The organism is Prevotella heparinolytica, from assembly GCF_002998535.1.
GTDB lineage: Bacteria > Bacteroidota > Bacteroidia > Bacteroidales > Bacteroidaceae > Bacteroides > Bacteroides heparinolyticus.
The window spans coordinates 3511827-3530394 of the sequence record NZ_CP027234.1 but is presented as its reverse complement, the minus strand read 5'-3'; the positions used below and the strand labels follow the sequence as shown (position 1 = coordinate 3530394).

18 protein-coding genes, 2 tRNA genes and 1 pseudogene are annotated in these 18568 nt (G+C 42.5%); 5 read left to right on the top strand and 16 right to left on the bottom strand.

Annotation, left to right across the window (positions count from 1 at the left end; all coding sequences use genetic code 11):
* The first annotated feature begins 648 nt into the window (after positions 1-648).
* From C3V43_RS14405 to C3V43_RS14390, 4 genes are all read left to right on the top strand, one after another.
* The gene (locus tag C3V43_RS14405; protein WP_106070330.1) at positions 649-1212 is read left to right on the top strand and encodes a Crp/Fnr family transcriptional regulator; all 564 of its coding nucleotides are present in this window, start codon (positions 649-651) and stop codon (positions 1210-1212) included.
* Positions 1213-1389: 177 nt separating this feature from the next.
* Complete coding sequence (locus C3V43_RS14400) at positions 1390-1980, top strand: sugar O-acetyltransferase (RefSeq protein WP_106070329.1); 591 nt, start codon at positions 1390-1392, stop codon at positions 1978-1980.
* Positions 1981-2018: 38 nt separating this feature from the next.
* Entirely contained in the window at positions 2019-2645 is a 627-nt protein-coding gene (locus C3V43_RS14395) for an NUDIX hydrolase N-terminal domain-containing protein (protein ID WP_106070328.1), read from the top strand.
* Between the two features lie 11 nt (positions 2646-2656).
* The gene (locus C3V43_RS14390; protein WP_106070327.1) at positions 2657-3277 is read left to right on the top strand and encodes an HAD family hydrolase; all 621 of its coding nucleotides are present in this window, start codon (positions 2657-2659) and stop codon (positions 3275-3277) included.
* Here C3V43_RS14390 and C3V43_RS15020 read toward each other — a convergent pair.
* The 6 genes and pseudogenes from C3V43_RS15020 to C3V43_RS14360 all read right to left on the bottom strand — a co-directional run.
* Positions 3261-3419 (bottom strand): annotated as a pseudogene (locus tag C3V43_RS15020) (site-specific integrase); the annotation flags it as partial. The gene C3V43_RS14390 and the pseudogene C3V43_RS15020 sit on opposite strands and share 17 nt — an antisense overlap.
* 178 nt (positions 3420-3597) lie before the next feature.
* The gene (locus tag C3V43_RS14380) at positions 3598-4554 is read right to left on the bottom strand and encodes a transporter (RefSeq protein ID WP_106070326.1); all 957 of its coding nucleotides are present in this window, start codon (positions 4552-4554) and stop codon (positions 3598-3600) included.
* Between the two features lie 10 nt (positions 4555-4564).
* Positions 4565-5044, bottom strand: a complete 480-nt coding sequence (gene ispF, locus C3V43_RS14375) for a 2-C-methyl-D-erythritol 2,4-cyclodiphosphate synthase (protein WP_106070325.1) — start codon at positions 5042-5044, stop codon at positions 4565-4567.
* A gap of 74 nt (positions 5045-5118) precedes the next feature.
* Entirely contained in the window at positions 5119-5736 is a 618-nt protein-coding gene (locus C3V43_RS14370) for a fumarylacetoacetate hydrolase family protein (RefSeq protein ID WP_106070324.1), read from the bottom strand.
* Complete coding sequence (locus C3V43_RS14365; RefSeq protein ID WP_106070323.1) at positions 5736-6392, bottom strand: redox-sensing transcriptional repressor Rex; 657 nt, start codon at positions 6390-6392, stop codon at positions 5736-5738. Before C3V43_RS14365 ends, C3V43_RS14370 begins: the two co-directional genes overlap by 1 nt.
* A gap of 108 nt (positions 6393-6500) precedes the next feature.
* Positions 6501-9005, bottom strand: a complete 2505-nt coding sequence (locus C3V43_RS14360) for a DUF5686 family protein (RefSeq protein ID WP_106070322.1) — start codon at positions 9003-9005, stop codon at positions 6501-6503.
* Between the two features lie 115 nt (positions 9006-9120).
* On the opposite strand from C3V43_RS14360, the gene C3V43_RS14355 reads away from it, so the two are divergent.
* Positions 9121-9468, top strand: coding sequence for a translation initiation factor (locus C3V43_RS14355; RefSeq protein WP_106070321.1), 348 nt, complete (start codon positions 9121-9123; stop codon positions 9466-9468).
* Between the two features lie 410 nt (positions 9469-9878).
* Here C3V43_RS14355 and tsf read toward each other — a convergent pair whose 3' ends face one another.
* The 10 genes from tsf to C3V43_RS14305 all read right to left on the bottom strand — a co-directional run bounded on the left by tsf (position 9879) and on the right by C3V43_RS14305 (position 18534).
* The gene (tsf, locus tag C3V43_RS14350) at positions 9879-10871 is read right to left on the bottom strand and encodes a translation elongation factor Ts (RefSeq protein WP_106070320.1); all 993 of its coding nucleotides are present in this window, start codon (positions 10869-10871) and stop codon (positions 9879-9881) included.
* Positions 10872-10994: 123 nt separating this feature from the next.
* Positions 10995-11831, bottom strand: coding sequence for a 30S ribosomal protein S2 (rpsB, locus tag C3V43_RS14345; protein WP_106070319.1), 837 nt, complete (start codon positions 11829-11831; stop codon positions 10995-10997).
* Between the two features lie 172 nt (positions 11832-12003).
* Positions 12004-12390, bottom strand: coding sequence for a 30S ribosomal protein S9 (gene rpsI, locus C3V43_RS14340; protein ID WP_106070318.1), 387 nt, complete (start codon positions 12388-12390; stop codon positions 12004-12006).
* Positions 12391-12396: 6 nt separating this feature from the next.
* Positions 12397-12858, bottom strand: a complete 462-nt coding sequence (rplM, locus tag C3V43_RS14335) for a 50S ribosomal protein L13 (RefSeq protein WP_005829602.1) — start codon at positions 12856-12858, stop codon at positions 12397-12399.
* 327 nt (positions 12859-13185) lie between these two features.
* Positions 13186-13674, bottom strand: a complete 489-nt coding sequence (locus tag C3V43_RS14330) for a DUF4488 domain-containing protein (protein WP_106070317.1) — start codon at positions 13672-13674, stop codon at positions 13186-13188.
* Positions 13675-13854: 180 nt separating this feature from the next.
* Entirely contained in the window at positions 13855-15258 is a 1404-nt protein-coding gene (gene asnS / locus C3V43_RS14325) for an asparagine--tRNA ligase (RefSeq protein ID WP_106070316.1), read from the bottom strand.
* Positions 15259-15287: 29 nt separating this feature from the next.
* Positions 15288-16700 carry a pseudouridine synthase gene (locus C3V43_RS14320; protein WP_106070315.1) on the bottom strand — a complete coding sequence of 471 codons (1413 nt, stop codon included), beginning with the start codon at positions 16698-16700 and terminating at the stop codon, positions 15288-15290.
* A 140-nt stretch (positions 16701-16840) separates the two neighbouring features.
* Complete coding sequence (gene purB / locus C3V43_RS14315; RefSeq protein ID WP_106070314.1) at positions 16841-18187, bottom strand: adenylosuccinate lyase; 1347 nt, start codon at positions 18185-18187, stop codon at positions 16841-16843.
* Between the two features lie 169 nt (positions 18188-18356).
* Positions 18357-18431, bottom strand: a tRNA-Val gene (locus C3V43_RS14310).
* Positions 18432-18459: 28 nt separating this feature from the next.
* Positions 18460-18534: transfer RNA gene (locus tag C3V43_RS14305), tRNA-Val, on the bottom strand.
* Positions 18535-18568 lie beyond the last annotated feature (34 nt).

The following is an 18568-nucleotide window of genomic DNA, read 5'->3' as shown; positions in this document are numbered from 1 at the left end:
CATACCCTCCGCATCAACTCCGTATATCCTCCGTACCAACTCCGTATCAACTCCGCATCAACTCCGCTCCCATAGATGCGAAGGAAACACGGTGTTGATACGACCTTGATACGGCCTGGGTATAGCTATGACGGTAGGAATGCATTAGTTTGCGACATGTCGGTTCTCATCTTTCGGCTTCTATCTCTTTCTTCCTCTTCTTCCACAATTGCCAGCTATTAATCATATTTTGCCATATATTATACACATAACATCATACATCCCTTATTATCAAAAGAAAAGCCCACCAATTACTAATAGCGGGTAACAAAATAGTAACAAAAAAAACGAAGAAATCGCTTTGCGGTGGGCTTCATGTGCAAAGGTAACAAAAGCCCTCTAACCATAAAAATAAAACTGGCGAAAAGAAAATATAGTATTCTTCTTTTCGCCAGCATATATATTTTGCTGGCAATAGAAATAAGTTTAGTTCGTTTTGGATATATAGACAAAGGTACAAACTAAACTTTTTGCAAAGAGTAGGATTCTACCTTGCATTTTAATTGCCCTAATAATTCAAAAGTAGTCATATATTCTAAAAATGCAGAGTTATAATATGTGATTTGCGCTGTTCTTTATATTTTTGCATGAAAATGTAAAATATTGATAATGGACAATATAATAAGAAAAATAAAATCATACTATCCAATTTCAGCAGGTTCATTGGACGTACTAAAATACCACTTCAAACAACATTCTTTTCCAGCCAAAACTATTATTATACAAGCCAATCATTTAGATAAACAGATTTATTTCATTGAAAAGGGCATAACACGTTCATATATCCTGCACAATGGGAAAGAAATAACAACATGGTTTTCTATGGAAGGTGATGTCACTTGTGGTTCATGGGATTTATATCATAACAAGGCTGGATTTGAGTATGTCGAGACTTTGGAAGAAACATTAGTCTATTCCATTGCCATAGAAGTATTAAATAGTCTGTATAAGTCGTACATTGACATTGCCAACTGGATGAGAGTACTGCAACAAGAGAACTTTCTCAAATTACAGGATACACATATTTCTCGTCTGATTTTATCAGCCCAAGAACGTTACGAAAAATTAGCACAAGAATATCCAGATATTTTCTCACGAGTCAATTTAGGGCACATTTCGACCTTTTTGGGTATAACACAGCAGTCCCTTAGTAGAATTAGGGCTTCATATTAGATTTATTTTTTCACATAGGGTAAAATTTAAGCAGCCACAACCACGTATCTTTGCAATAAATACCCTAATAAAATCATAAGAATGAAGTAGTTAAGAAATATTTTTTTTATAATTCTGAATACTTCCGCTGTTATTACAGTTGGGTTAGCAGAAGTATTCTTTATTCAAATATGCGATATGAAAACAGAATTGGAAAAATGTTTAGCAGGAGAAGTTTTTAATGGTGATGATAAAACTTTAGCAGCAATGACCTTAAATGCCAAAAGGCTACTGAAAGAATTGAATAACACGGATTATGCGGATATGGAATCAAAGAAAAATATCCTGCAACAACTGTTTGGAAGAGTAGGTAAAAACATCCATTTGGATATAGATTTCCATTGTGAATACGGGAAACATATCTTTGTGGGAAATCAAGTCATAATCAACATGAACTGCACCTTTGTGGATAACAATATTATTGAAATAGGCGATAATGTTTTAATCGCTTCCAATGTTCAGTTATATACAGCTACCCATTCTACTAAGGTATATGAAAGAATCGTAGAAGATTGGGGCAAAGGAATAGGTATTTGCAAAACTTATGCACTCCCTATAAAAATTGGTAACGGTGCGTGGATTGGTGGGGGAGCAATCATACTTCCGGGGGTAACCATTGGAAAAAATAGCGTTATCGGAGCAGGCAGCGTTGTCACCCATTGCATACCAGATAATTGCGTAGCTGTTGGAAATCCATGTAGAGTGATTAAACACATTGATAATAAATAGAATGAGATTAAAACTTTAATCTACTAATATTTTACCATATGGATAAAACAGTACAACCACAATGGCTTGAATGGGCAAAAGAACTGCAATTCATTGCCCAAGGGGGATTGACATACTCCAAAGATGTATTTGATATAGAACGCTTTGAACGCATTAGAGAAATTGCAGCAGAAATGCTTAGTCTGCAAAGTGAAATACCCATAGAAAAAGTAAAGAATCTGTTTTGCAATGAAACAGGATTTCAAACTCCTAAATTAGATACACGAGCTGCTATATTCAAAGATGATAAAATACTGCTTGTGAAAGAGAAAAATGGAACTTGGTCTTTGCCCGGTGGTTGGGTCGATATAAATCAGAGTATCAAGACTAATACGGAAAAAGAAGTAAAAGAAGAAACAGGATTAAATGTAAAAGCTATCCGGATAATAGCTATGCAAGATAGAAATTTGCATAATATTCCCCCCTATGCCTACAATGTTTGTAAAGTTTTTGTTCTTTGTGAGATTGAAAGCGGATATTTCCGACCCAATATTGAAACGGATGAGAGTGCCTATTTCGGATTGGAAGAATTACCTATTCTTGCAAAAGAGAAAAATAACGAAGAACAAATTAAAATGTGCTTTTCAGCTTACTACGATAGAAACTGGCAAGTATTATTTGACTAATAAATCAACACATGAAATATAAACATATCGTATTCGACATAGACGGTACATTGATAGATACGGAATATGCAGTCATCAACTCTTTAATAAAAACAATTACAGAAATAACAGGAAGCGCACCTCAATATGAAAGTCTGAAATTTGCTTTAGGCATTACCGGAAGAAATGCGTTGGAATTACTCAAAATACCCGACATAGAAGATGCATTGAAACGATGGGATAGGAATATGAAATTGCTCCAGCACACTATTCAACCTTTTCAAGGTATCAAAGAATGCTTGCAATCCCTTTTATCAAGAGGCTATATTTTAGGCATTGTAACCTCCAAAACATATCAAGAATATTATTCTGATTTTGAGCCATTAGGGTTAGCGGACTATTTTTCCACAATTGTATGTGCCGATGATACTGATGAACATAAGCCCCAAGCAGCACCCTTAGTTGCATATTTGGCTAAAGCCCATGTAAGCCCCGAAAACGCTCTCTACATTGGTGATAGTATTTATGATATTCAATGTGCTAACAATGCCGGTGTTGATTCCGGATTGGTTTTATGGAGCAATAATGTATCTAATCCTATACGTGCAGACTATTATTTTAAGACACTCAATGATATAAGTAAAATTCTATAAAAGACGAACCAACATAATTCTCTTTTCTAATAACATCACTTGTATAGTAGTCCAAATAAATAGACTGGTTACCATTAGCAAGCTGCTTGAATCTAATCCTTACAGGTTCTTTCAATTTAACTTCTTGTTTTTTCTTCGCCATAATTACGTTCCTATTTTGTTACCGATGCAAATATAACTATTTGTTTTGTTACTCCAACGAATACGAGTAACAAAATAGTAACAAAATAAATGTATTTATTAGACTAAACAAGAAAACAAGGAAAATAAAGGGAATATCGCAAAACAAGCACAAATCATTAAATATCAACATCTTATATTTAATATTTTATCTTATCTTTTCTCTTCTTCCACAATTGATAGCTGTTGATTATATTTTGCCATAAGACATAAGAGCCGGGGCCTACAGACGACAGCGGATTAAGATAGGTATATGCCATCCAAATGGCTAATACCGTATTTTTCTGTCCCAACGCTTGTCCTCCGCTGATGCGTTCTCTATAATGCCCTCCAATGCTTTTCCCTAAATAAAACTGCACACAACATGCCAACAATCCGGCAAAAGCAATCAATATCTCTACCCAAACGGACGCCTCACTGTTCACTAAAGAACGTACTGTCTGGCCTGAAACAATAGCCAGCGCCACTGCCCATAAATAAAAAGCCACATCCCGAGAACCAGACAGCAAACGATGTATCTTCGGCGCATATATACGCAAAGCGCAAGCTAAAAAGAAAGGGAGCAATAACAAGGGAAATACTCTGCTGAGAATTTTCTGAAAGGCGGCAAAAAAACCAACATCCACATGAGGCTCTACCATTGGAAACACCAAAGGGACAATGATAGCAGCCAACAGATTGGATAACAAAGTATAGGTAGTGAGACTTGCCGCACTGCCGCCCAATTTATGCGTGATGACGGCGGCAGCTGTTGCCGTAGGGCAAATCAGGCAAACCATCGTCCCTTCAAACACAACCCGATAAGTTTCTCCCATCGACAAACACAACAACAGTGCTACAAGCAGCAGGCAAGAGAACATCTGAAACAACAACAGCCATCCATGCCATGCTTTAGGCCTCAACTCATGAATTTCTATCTTGCAGAAAGTAAGAAGCAATTGGGCGAAAATCAGAATCGGAGTAAGTATAGTTACCAGACTGTTGACATAGGGTCTGACCGGCTCGACGAGCGGTATCCTCGCCAAGAAAAGATATCCCAGAGTCCCTGCAAGCATTGCCAGCGGTAACGTCCAGTTTCTTATGAAACGAATCAACATACAGGCTACCTTACACTTTTTCTATCAGCACGGCGACATAAGCCGAAATACCTTCTTCCCTACCCGTGAAGCCGAGTTTTTCGGTAGTGGTGGCTTTGATGGATATATCATCTTCACTTATCCTCATCACGGCAGCAAGTGTTCGTTGCATCTCGGGAATATGAACTTTCAATTTAGGACGTTCAGCACAAATCGTAGCGTCAATATTGCTGATAGAATAGCCCTTATCTGCTAATAGTTCCACCGTCTTCTTCAGTAAAATCTTACTATCTATATCTTTGAATTCACCAGCCGTATCGGGGAAGTGATAACCGATATCGCGCATGTTCGCCGCCCCCAGCAGTGCGTCACAAATGGCATGGACAAGCACATCGGCATCCGAATGCCCCAACAAACCTTTTTCGTGTTCCAAGCGAATGCCACCCAGCCACAATTCACGTCCTGCCACCAATTGGTGAACATCAAAGCCGAAGCCTACACGCATTTTCATATTGTTTCTTCTTTAAATATCACACGAAAGTACGGAAAATAAACGAAAATACAAGATAAAAGCCAGGAAGGCTCTTATCGGATATGGAAGTCAAGAACTTTTTCTTCTCCAAGGTAACCTTGCAAATGCTGGCCTATACTGACGGGGCCTACTCCTGCAGGTGTTCCCGTAAACAACAAATCACCGATTTTCAACGTCATGAAACGACTGACGTAAGCAATGATCTCGTCTACCCGGAACAGCATGTTTGATGTATTCCCATGTTGCACTTCCCGCCCGTCAATCATCAAACGGAAATCCAAACGCTGCACGTCACCACCCGCTTGTTCCAAAGGAATAAATGTACCGATAGCGGCGGAGTTGTCAAAACCCTTGCAGAGTTCCCAGGGATTGCCTACTTCACGAAACCGGCGCTGCAAATCGCGGGCCGTAAAATCAATGCCCACCGTCACCGCATCATAATACCGGTTTGCAAAACGGGGAGCGATATTTTTTCCCAATCGGCAGATACGCACCACAACTTCCGTCTCATAATGCACTTCATTGGAAAAGTCGGGAATAAAGAAAGGCTTGCCGTCTTTCAAGATAGCCGAATCCGGTTTCATGAAAATCACCGGCTCTTTATTCACCAACGTATGTCCCAACTCTTTGTTATGCAGGGCATAGTTCATTCCTACAGCAATAATTTTCATTACTTGATTTCGTTAAAGTTCAGTCTGTTAAACATCAGTGCCAGATGGGCATAAAGGGAAGTATTTTGAACAACGATATCTTCCGGAACGCGGATGCGGAAAGGGGTAAAATTCCAGACAGCCCTGATGCCGCCAGCCACCATATAATCCGTTATTTTTTGAGCAATCTCAATAGGAACCGTCAGCACACCGATATTGACGTCATATTCAAGCATCTTCTGTTTGAATTCATCCGAATGGAAGATGGGAATACCACTCAGGGTAGTACCTACCAATTCAGGGTTCACATCGAATGCAGCAACTATCTCCAGTCCGAAGTGGTTCAAGCCCGAGTCGCGCAACAGAGCTGCTCCCAGGCTTCCCACACCGAAAAGAAACGCTTTATGGATATGGGTAAATCCAAGAAAGTCTTCCAATACGGCTATCAGCGTATCCACTTCATATCCCACACGCGTACGTCCCGATATATTTACATAGGACAAATCTTTGGCTATTTGCGAAGCATCTATATTGATTTCTTTGGAAATCTGGGTAGACGAGACGAAACGCTCTCCTTTTTGTTTCAGCAACTTTACATTGGAAAGATACCATGGAAGCCGGCGCAAGGTAGGTTCCGGCACCTTTATGGTCTCTTTTTGCTGTAATGAATTGCCCATAGTCTCTTATCTAAATTCTCATTATTATTGGTGTTGACAAAAATACAGTTTTTTTTCTAATCAGTCATAAGCAAGCCTCAAAAGCTTAACATAATTTCCACAAAAGGGTTATTTTAAAGCAGAACGCAACAGAGGAAGGCTGAAGGAAATACCTACTGCACGAAACTTCAGGCAATCTACTCCAACAAACACTCCCACACGGCCTACCGTGGAAAGGCCAATCGAATAGCCTAATTCAGAATAAGGCTTCCGCTTGAATATCGCTATGGTACGAAGATGCAAAGCCTCGTCAAAGAACTTGTCCGACAGGAAAGGCAGTCGTTTCAATATCAAATAAGGTGTATACCATGACATATTAACTTGTGTCCAACGGGTGTTTGTAGACAATGCATAATTGCCCATCAAGTTGAACCCTGCATCGAACGAGCGCTCCGTGACCGGAATATCCGTAGATGCAAAATGTTTGAAATCAGGAAACTGCACATTCTTTTTATCAAAAAGCATACCGGCTTCGGCCATCCAGAATAAACGATTGAACATACCGAAGTTCACTTCTTGCTTTGCCGAAAATTGTATCAAGTGATAAGACGTCAGATAACGGCCTCCCTTCAACGGGAAAGCACGTTCGTATTTCAAGGCAAAGGTAGGATAACGAGAATCTTCATACACTTTTCTGCCTTTAGACATATGGTAATAATACGCCGGGGTATATACCATTCCGAGAACGGTTTTCAGCACATCATTTTCAGGCATCGGTCGAAAATCATCATTTGCCGGCAGATTTTCTTCAACCGCCTTTTTGAACCAGTTATGATGAATTCGGTTTTCCACCATCTGCCTGCGCTGCCAAGAGAGCGAAGATGAAAAAAGTAATCCATTGAGAGGTTCTATCTCGTGACTGACAGTGAAGAAGGTTTTCTCGTAAAGTTTCACATGATTATGACCGAACAGTGAGCTGGACAGTGCATTAATCAAACGGGACTCTCCACTCTCACCATTATAGTCGGCAGAGGTGAATCCACCGGCAAGCGTCAGCCTACCACGGTTACGAGGGGCATAGTTCAATACCAGTTCGCCTTGCCCCATCCAGTTTTTGCACGCAGTGGCATAGTAAACAAAAGGAGTAAAACGAAGAGAAGAAGAGGGAGATAAGTCAATACCCATCTTCAATCGGACTCCCAGCCAGAATCCATCTACGAGATTGTATTCAGGAACGTAGGCAGGTAGCCCCGGAAACGTGATCCAAGCTTTCTTATCGGAAGTAGCAAACGTCCGTCCGAACAGAAAAGTATTTACAATACCGCCCAACACATTTTGTTTATGAGGGCTCTTTTTATCAAGAGAATCTTTTTGCAACATCTTCTGTTCCTTGTATTGATAACTTTGCTGTTCGTCCGGCTTTAATGGCACACTACGCACCGTGGCCCAGTAAAGGGAATCTTTTTTGTCAGCCAATGAATCTACTTCGGTATTGGCACGAACCATACCGGCAGGACGCTCATATTTATGTTTTCGTCGTTCCATCGTTTTCTTTGCCTGTACAGCCGTGGTATTATCAACCGCAACATGTGGCATCGACCTTACATCCTGATTTAGTTCTGTCTTCACACTCGTGTAATGCACTGCCGCAAGATAGGATGCTTCTGCCTTGAATCCCATCACATCAATGGAGGTAAACGAAGTGGTGGAAACAGGTAGAAATATACTCGGCTGTACCTCTTGGCAGATTACTTTAATGGTAGCCTTCATGCCGTTTCCACGAATCTCGGCATTTGCTGCCGACACGCTCCACAAATCTTCCACAATAAACCAATCCCCCTCCAGCAGACGAACATCGGGTTTCTTGGGTATAACCCGAATTTTATTTATCATCCGGCCGTTTTCCATAAAATAACCGTCAAGCCGAAAACGATAGTACGAAAAAGCATTTTTATTCAAAGGGGATATCCTCCCGAATATTTCCGGTGCGTAGAAGTTTACTGTTGTCAACCCCAAGTCTATCTGTACACTCTCCGGAAAGGAATTCTTACGGGCCACCACCCGCTTGCTCCAAATGTTGGGGGCTTTGAAAGTTATCACTTGTTGTTCTTCCATCAAAAACAATTTCCCAAGCGACTCTTTAGATTCTTTCCTTATCTCCTTAGAAAGTTTCAATATTCCCGGAATAGAAGTCCCTTTACCTGTCCCTTTCAGATAGGTGCCCGCCGTAAACTCCTTTACCAAGGTGCGATAATAAGAGGCTCTGGCTATAGCCTTGCGTATCACAGCATAGGCAGGATCTTCCGCATTTTTTGTAACATTCACTTCCGGCAACGAATAGATACGCTCGGTAAGCACCACATTCTTTTCATAATCATGCCCGGACATCCGGAAGGAAAAGCTTTGAGACACAAAGCCTAAAGATGAAACCTCGCAAGTATAAACTCCGGCTGCCAAGTTTGTCCGAAACCGTCCTTGCTCATCGGTGGTGAAACCTGATTTAGTTTCTCGCAAATAGAAGGCTGCGTGAGGCACCGGATTACCGGCATCATCAACAACTGTACCTTTGAATATTTGTGCGGAAGAGAAGATTGTCATGAGACATAATAGTAACAATCCGATAAATCTTTTCATACGTGTTTTCAGAATTAAATGCAGTTTTTATTTCCATTAGACGACAAAAGTGGTAAAAAACTGCAATATTCCATGTAAAATAATTACTTTTGATTGCTATAAACAAAAACAAGATATGAAAAAGAACGACTGGAAAGAACGGCTGAATATTATTTATTCTACCAACCCCGACTATAATTATGAAATGACTGATGACGAAGAGCAAACCACCCTCCCACCCTCGCAACAGCGCCTGCGCATACAGCTGGATCGCAAGAACCGCGGTGGTAAAGTTGTTACCCTCGTCACCGGCTTTGTGGGTACAGATAATGACCTCAAGGAATTGGGTAAATTATTGAAAAGCAAATGCGGTGTAGGCGGCAGTGCCAAGGACGGCGAGATTATAGTGCAAGGAGACTTCAAATTGAAAATAATAGAACTTCTCAAGAAAGAAGGATATACCCAAGTCAAACCGGTAGGATAACAGATGCCTGAACGATATACAGTTTGTTCACACGTCCCCTCCCGATCCGCACTTATACTTGCGCTAAAAATGAAACAATCCGATAGCCTTGCGAACGTCTCCTCCCCTTGTTTGTAATTCATAGAGGGTCAGCATCTTATGTCTGCACACAAGTAAGGCCTAATTTCAGCGGGCATAAGCCCACACTTTAGCGAACCTCCCCCCGCACTTTAAGAGGGCTAAGCCCACACTTTAAGGAAGCTAAGCCCACACTTTAGGAGAGGTAAGCCCACGCATTAAGGAAGGTTAGCCCGCACTTTAGGAAAGCCTAATCGACAGGTTATCCACAGCATCAACCGGGAGACATAAAAAAAGTGACCATTGAGGAATCCCCCAACGGCCACTATGGTATCTATGAAATCACGTTTAAATTATTCGGCACGCAAAGTAAAGCGCTTGAAGTCAACGATCTTCAATTCCGGATCAGCTTCTTTCAACACTTCTCTTACTGTCTTCTTTGCATCCATGATGTCTTCTTGATTCAGCAAGCATACTTCTTTCAAGAACTTGCCCAAGCGACCTTTTGCAATATTCTGAATCATCTGCTCAGGCAGATTGGCTGCTTTCTCAGTAGAAACGGAAGCGATGATTTCCTTTGCTTTTGCCACATCCTCTGCTGTAATCCAGCCTTTGGCCATGTTGCTTTCCATGTGGTCTTCGCTGTCTACGTGAGCAGGGTTGATGCCCGCTTTCTTCAAAGCAGCCTCTACAGCTTTCTGCACTTGTTCTGCTTTAGTCTTTTCGATAGCCACTTCAATCTCTTTCTGCTTCACCTCTTCTGAAACACCGTCTTCGTCAATTGCAAGCGGATTCATGGCAGCAATCTGCATAGCTACCTGCTTGGCCAACTGTTCGTCAACATTCTTGTTGAAAGCAGCAATGGTACAAAGGCCATTTCTATTCATGTGATTGTAAACAACAGTGTTTACTCCCTCTACCACCATGTAACCATCAAGTTCCATCTTCTCACCTGTAATACCGCTACGGTCGACCACTGCATCCTGTACAGTACCATTACCCATCGGCAACGCTTTTACTTCGTCCAACGTCTTGCACTTGTTAGCCACAGCCAAGTCAAGAATATCCTGAGTCAGCTTCACGAAATCGGCATTCTGAGCCACGAAGTCAGTCTCACACTTCAAGGCAAGAATAACGGCAAAATCGCCGGTTGTCTTAGCCAAGACACAACCTTCAGAAGCCTCGCGGTCTGAACGCTTAGCAGCAACGGCTTGTCCTTTCTTACGGATAATTTCCATCGCCTTGTCAAAATCGCTTTCAGCCTCAGTTAATGCGTTCTTACAATCCATCATACCAGCACCGGTCATTTTTCGGAGCTTGGTTATATCAGCCATTGTTACAGCCATAATATCTTTGTATTTTAAATTGTTAGTAATATATTTTATAAAGAAATGAGAGCCAAGAATAGAGAATTGAGAATTGCCGTAAAGTAACTCTCAACTTTCAATTCTCAACTCTCAACGATATGATTAAGCCTCTTCGTCTTCCTTCATGAAAGCAGCAGCCTTAGCAGCATTGATTGCCTCCTCGTCAGACTTGTCGAGTCTTGCTTTTGTAGTTTTCTTCTTACCCTTGTTGGCAGGAGCTTCACCGGCAGCTTCCATGTCTACCTTTTCAGCCTTACGTTCTTCCAATCCTTCCAGCATAGCAGCGCAGCAAGCATCGAGAATCACTTCTACTGATTTAGTAGCATCATCATTTGCCGGAATCACGAAATCAACATTCGTAGGATCGGAGTTCGTATCAACGATTCCGAATACGGGAATACCCAAACGATTGGCTTCGCGAACAGCGATGTTCTCCTTCATTACGTCAATAACGAACAAAGCAGACGGCAGACGAGTCAGGTCAGCTATAGAGCCCAACGTCTTGTCCAGCTTAGCACGTTGGCGAGAAATCTGAAGAATTTCTCTCTTGGAGAGGTTAGAATAAGTACCATCGTTAGTCAACTTATCGATAGTAGCCATCTTCTTAACAGCCTTACGGATAGTCGGGAAGTTAGTCAACATACCACCCGGCCAACGCTCGATTACATAAGGCATATTTACAGATGCAGCCTTGTCGGCAACCACCTGCTTTGCTTGTTTTTTAGTAGCAACAAACAGGACTTTCTTTCCTGATTTAGCGATTTGCTTCAAAGCTTCGGCAGCTTCGTCTATTTTAGCAACGGTTTTGTTAAGGTCAATGATATGAATGCCATTGCGCTCCATGAAGATGTAAGGAGCCATTGAAGGGTTCCACTTTCTTTTCAAGTGACCGAAGTGGCAACCGGCTTCCAATAATGTATCAAAATTTGTTCTAGACATTTTCTTTTAAATTAATCGTTTACTTTCTTTTTTGTTTCTTCTAAACCAACCGCCGGGTAGTCTGAATCTGAAGAGTCCCGGTAGTTTAGATACTAAACGCTCTATCAGTTGAGAGTTGAGAGATGAAAGTTGAGAATTATACAACTTGTCCGCCCCAACCGTTCTCCAACTCTTAACGTTTACTGAACTGGAATCTGCGACGAGCCTTCGGACGTCCCGGTTTCTTACGCTCAACTGCGCGCGGGTCGCGGGTCATAAAGCCTTCAGCACGGAGAGCAGGCTTATCCTCGGCATTGATCTTCACCAATGCACGGGCAATTGCCAAGCGCAAAGCCTGAGACTGACCAGTGAAACCACCACCGCAAAGATTCACTTTGATGTCATACTTTTCAGCAACACCCAGTTTGTTCAACGGCTGTTTAACAACATACTGAAGAATGCTTGATGGAAAGTACTCTGCGAGGTCTCTCTTATTAATAGTAATCTTTCCGGTACCTTCGCTTACGAAAATACGTGCAACTGCACTTTTACGTCTGCCTAATGCATTTACTACTTCCATTATTTCTTATTTAAGTACGTTAATATCAATCATTTTCGGGTTCTGAGCATCGTGTTTGTGCTCACTGCCGGCATACACATACATATTACCCAGCAATTTTGCGCCCAATTTGTTTTTAGGCAACATACCCTTTACTACTTTTCTCAGCAACTTGTCATCACCGTTCGGTTTAGCCTGCAAACGAGCAGGAGTGATTTCTCTCTGACCGCCGGGATAGCCTGTGTATGACAGATATACTTTGTCATTCCACTTGTTACCGGTTAATTTTACTTTGTCGGCATTGATAATGATTACATTATCGCCACAATCTACATGAGGAGTAAAGTTTGGTTTATACTTCCCTCTCAACAGTTTCGCAACTTTTGCGCCCAGACGACCCAATACTTGATCTGTGGCATCCACAATGACCCATTCTTTAGTCACCGTAGCCTTGTTTGCAGAAATGGTCTTGTAACTTAAAGTATCCACTCTTAATTGTTTTTTTTTTAAATTGTTACTACTAAAATATTTCCTTCACCACAAGCCATTCACCCCGGACAATGAGTGATTAACTTGCTATGAATTAATTGCTTATCCTTTTGAGATAATAATCGGCTTGCAAAGGTACGGATTTTCTTAGAATTGGCAAACCTTTTCCTCTTTTTTTTAGGAAGCCACTTGGCTGATATACAATAGACAAAGTACCCCACAAGGGCGTTTGCTCCCTTGCAGGGCAACTTCCGGTTCGCATCTTCCGTTTGCTGGCTATTGCGCAATAGCCACCTGGCAGATACCAGAACATGGAGGCGTACTCCGTCAACGCACAATATCTTCGGGAAACTTTGCAGGCATGTTTACCCGCTTCCAGGTTTCATGAAACCACGTATTCAGTTCATTCCCATTCAGGTCTTGAGCAATAAAGAACTTCAAATACATAACTCCATCATCCCCCATTTCAAATTCCAAAATATTGTCTTTATGATCCAGCATAGGCAGGTGGATATTCCTCTCAATACTTTCCCTATAAGAATTATCCGTCAGTTGTTGATACGTTCCATAGCCCGTAATGATGGCATCTGAACCCGGAATAATCGTAAAGTTGACAATACGACCATCCTCGCTCAGCACCTTGAAGGTATTACTCGGTTTCAATACTCCGGGAACATCCGGAATTTCGGATACATAGTGGCATAACTGCCAAATTCCCGCTAAATTTGCAGGCTTAAACTCGGTTTTCTCCTGTGCATTGACTCCTGCCGCAAGCAACGCCGCTGCCAGCATGGCAAAGAAATAGCTACGTTTCATATTCGTATATATTGGTTAACGTTATGCCTTTTCCGTCTGATACAAATATAACGATTTATTTTGAGAATATAAGAGTACTCCCTGAGTTATTTTCAAACCAATTCCCAACATTTTGCGCACAAAAAAAGGCCTGCACAAACGAATGTCTGTACAGGCCATGAGCTTATTTATATCCGCCGATTAAAACTCAGCGTTGCGAGGCGTGCGGGGAAAAGGTATCACATCACGAATATTCGTCATACCCGTAACGAACAGCAGCAGCCGCTCAAACCCTAAACCGAAACCGGAATGAGGACACGTACCGAATTTACGGGTATCGAGATACCACCACATATCTTTCATCGGAATGTTGAGTTCTTTAATACGATTCATCAACTTGTCATAATCTGCTTCACGTTCGGAGCCTCCGATAATCTCACCAATCTTGGGAAACAGCACATCCATGGCACGCACAGTTTTCCCGTCTTCGTTCTGCTTCATATAGAAAGCCTTGATCTCCTTTGGATAGTCAGTCAGGATGACCGGACGCTTAAAAAGCTCTTCCACCAGATAGCGTTCATGTTCGGAAGCCAGGTCAACTCCCCAGTAAATGGGAAATTCGAACTTATGCCCCTTAGCTACGGCTTCTTCCAGAATACGGACTCCTTCCGTATAGGGCAAACGCACGAAGCTTTCTTTCAGCACTCCTTGCAGACGTTCAATCAAGCCTTTATCAAACATGTCATTGAGGAATTTCACATCATCAGTACAATTATCCAAAGCCCATTGCACACAATATTTAATGAAATCTTCGGCCAAATCCATATTATCGGCAATATCATTGAACGCAACCTCCGGTTCAATCATCCAAAACTCAGCCAAGTGGCGGGGGGTATTGGAGTTCTCAGCACGGAACGTAGGACCAAATGTATAGATTGCCCCTAATGAGGTGGCGGCAAGTTCGCCTTCCAATTGACCAGAAACCGTCAGGCTGGCTTGTTTTCCAAAAAAGTCATCATCGTAAATGATGGAACCGTTCTCATCTTTCTTCAAGTCATAAAGATTCTTGGTGGTCACTTGAAACATCTGTCCGGCTCCTTCACAGTCGGATGCCGTGATAATCGGAGTATGAAAATAGAAGAAGCCTCTTTCATGGAAGAAACGATGAATGGCAATCGCCATATTATGACGAATGCGGAACACTGCGCCAAACGTATTGGTGCGAGGACGCAAATGGGCTATCTCGCGGAGAAACTCCATGGAGTGACCTTTCTTCTGCAACGGATATGTATTGTCACAAGTTCCCAACACTTCGATTTCACGGGCTTGCAGCTCGGCTTTTTGCCCGGAACCGACCGATTCGGTCAGCACACCGTTCACACTCAGACAAGCACCAGTAGTGATTTCCTTCAGCATCTCCTCATCGAAATTTGCCAAATCAACCACAATCTGCACATTATTTATTGTAGAACCGTCATTGAGCGCAATAAAGTTTACTTGCTTACTACCTCTGCGGGTACGAACCCAGCCTTTCACGTTGACCATAGCGCCAAAGTCTTCGCGCTTCAGGAGGTCAGCCACTTTCGTTCTACTAATCTTTTCCATAAAACAGTTTTTATACCTTATTATATATATTACTCAAAAGAACCCATGCGCAGGAAATTTACTTCCGGCTCTGAGAGATAACGCCACTCGCCGCGACGCAATCCTTTCTTGGTCAGACCTGCGAAGAACACACGATCCAACTTCACCACTTTGTAGCCCAACGATTCAAAGATACGACGCACAATGCGGTTCTTGCCCGAATGAATCTCAATACCGATGTCGTTTTTCTTTTGCTCATCCGTATAACTGATGGCATCTGCGTGGATTTCTCCATCGTCCAATTGAATGCCGGACGCAATCTGTTCCATATCGGCTTTTGTCAGGTTCTTATCCAAATGCACATGATATATCTTCTTCTTCAGATACTTGGGATGTGTCAGTTTGGAAGCCAAATCACCATCATTCGTCAGCAGTAATACCCCCGTAGTATTACGGTCGAGACGCCCCACCGGATAGATACGCTCGTCACAGGCCCCTTTTACCAAATCCATCACCGTGCGACGCGCTTGCGGATCATCCGAAGTAGTCACAGTGTCTTTCGGTTTATTGAGCAGAACATATACCTTACGCTCTATGTTTACGAGCTGATCATGGAACTTCACTTCATCGCCACGTTTAATCTTGGTACCCAATTCGGTCACTACTTCTCCATTCACCGAAACCACTCCGGCCGTGATAAACTCATCAGCCTCACGACGTGAGCAAACACCGGCATTCGCCAAAAACTTGTTCAAACGGATGGGTTCGTTAGGATCGACAAACTGCTCTTTATACTCCATCTGCTTCTTCTTGCTATATTTAGCATTCGGATCGTAGTCGGCCGAGCGACGAATAGGACGGCTATAACTATCCTTGTTACCATATCCACCCGGTCTGCCAGAACCTGGATTAAAGCGTGGACGATAAGGACGGTCACCCGTAGGATTTCCATAAGGACGTTGCGGACGGTCATCGCCTTCAACATTCGGGTTAAAGCGCGGACGATAAGGACGATCGTTGTTATAAGGACGCTGCGGGCGGTCGCCACCTTCGGCATTGTAGCGCGGACGATAAGGACGGTCGCCGTTCTCGTTGTTATAACGCGGGCGGTATGGACGGTCGCCTGTGGAGTTTCCATAAGAACGTTGCATGTGCTCTCCACCTTCAGCATTATAGCGCGGACGATACGGGCGATCGCTGTTATAAGAGCGCTGCGGACGGTCACCGCCTTCAGCATTCGGGTTAAAGCGTGGACGATAGGAACGCTCGCCACCGTAAGGGCGTTGCGGACGATCACTGTTCTCACTCGCAAATCTGGGACGATAGGGACGCTCACCACCTTCACGGTTATAAGACGGACGACTATAATTCCCTTCTCTGTTAAATTGGTTACCATCACGGCCGGCCTCTGAGTTCTCCTCTGAGGAAGAAGCATCACGCCAGATTTCATTTTCTGTACTCATTGTTTTTATTCGAATAAAATTAAACCTTAGCCTCACGGCCATTCATTGTCTCTATATAATATATCAAAAATAATTGTATCTACCAACATATATAGGAACAGAAATAAAAGATTTTCTTCAGCTCCCTGCCATTACTTATTCTAAATCCCCGTATAAGTATGGGGAGTGATAGCACGCAATTCTTTCTTTACCTCTTCGCTAACATTCAGTCCTTCTATAAATTCCTTTATCGAAGCTTCAGTGATAGCTTGATTAGTACGCGTCAAAGCTTTCAAAGCTTCATAAGGATGCGGATAAGCTTCGCGGCGCAAGATTGTCTGAATAGCCTCGGCCACCACACTCCAGCAGCCTTCCAAATCACGATGAATAGCCGGTTCGTTCAACAACAGCTTACGCAGGCCTTTCAACGAGCTCTGCATAGCAATGAGCACATGTCCGAAAGGCGTACCCACGTTGCGAAGCACAGTAGAGTCCGTCAAATCTCGCTGCAAACGAGACACCGGTAACTTCACCGCCAAATGTTCGAAAATAGCATTGGCCATGCCAAGGTTACCCTCTGCATTTTCAAAATCAATGGGATTCACCTTATGTGGCATCGCACTGGAACCCACTTCACCCGCTTTGATCTTCTGTTTAAAATACTCCATAGAGATGTACTGCCAAAAGTCGCGGTTCATATCAATCATCACCGTATTGATGCGTTTCATAGCATCAAAAATGGCAGACAAGTTATCATAATTGGATATCTGAGTGGTATATTCCTCACGTTCCAAGCCAAGATTCTCGGAGACGAACTTATTGCCAAAAGCCTTCCAATCATATTCGGGATAAGCCACATGGTGAGCATTGTAATTGCCTGTAGCTCCACCAAACTTTGCCGTCATTGGACAAGCCTTCAACATAGCCAACTGACGTTCCAGACGATAGACAAAAACCATCACTTCCTTTCCCAAGCGAGTGGGAGAAGCCGGTTGTCCATGAGTCTTGGCAAGCATTGGGATAGCCGCCCACTCTTCTGCATAAGTGCGAAGCTGCGCTATCAACTCTTCAATCAAAGGATAATAAGCCTGTTCCAAAGCCTCCTTTATCGACAAAGGAATAGATGTATTGTTAATATCTTGTGAAGTAAGGCCAAAATGAATAAACTCCTTGTAGTCATCCATTCCTCCCAACTTGTCAAATTCTTCTTTCAAGAAGTATTCTACAGCTTTCACATCGTGATTGGTCACTCCTTCGATGGACTTGATACGTTCGGCATCCGTTTCAGAAAAATTACGATAAATATTTCTCAAAGTCTCAAATATACCCTTATCCACACCTTTCAACTGCAGCAAAGGCAATTCGCACAGTGCAATGAAATATTCTACTTCAACTTGTACACGGTATTTTATCAAAGCAAATTCTGAAAAATAAGCGGCCAAAACATCCGTTTTACCCCTATATCGACCGTCAATCGGAGAGATTGCGGTAAGTAAATCAAGTTTCATACGTCGTATTTATGATGATAATTATCAGGGTGCAAAATTACTGTTTTTTTCTGAGTAAAAAGCCATAAAGAGCGAAGAATTTAGAACTCACCCCCTTCATGAACAAAAAAACGAGCCAATGCACATTGCATCAACTCGCGACAAATAATTTCCAACCGATTATGTTTTGTGGGCGTTGACGGATTCGAACCGCCGACCCTCTGCTTGTAAGGCAGATGCTCTGAACCAGCTGAGCTAAACGCCCTTCTGCAAACGAAAGTGTTGTATTTTTGTGGGCGTTGACGGATTCGAACCGCCGACCCTCTGCTTGTAAGGCAGATGCTCTGAACCAGCTGAGCTAAACGCCCGTACACTTTCGTTTCAAAAGCGTTGCAAAGGTAC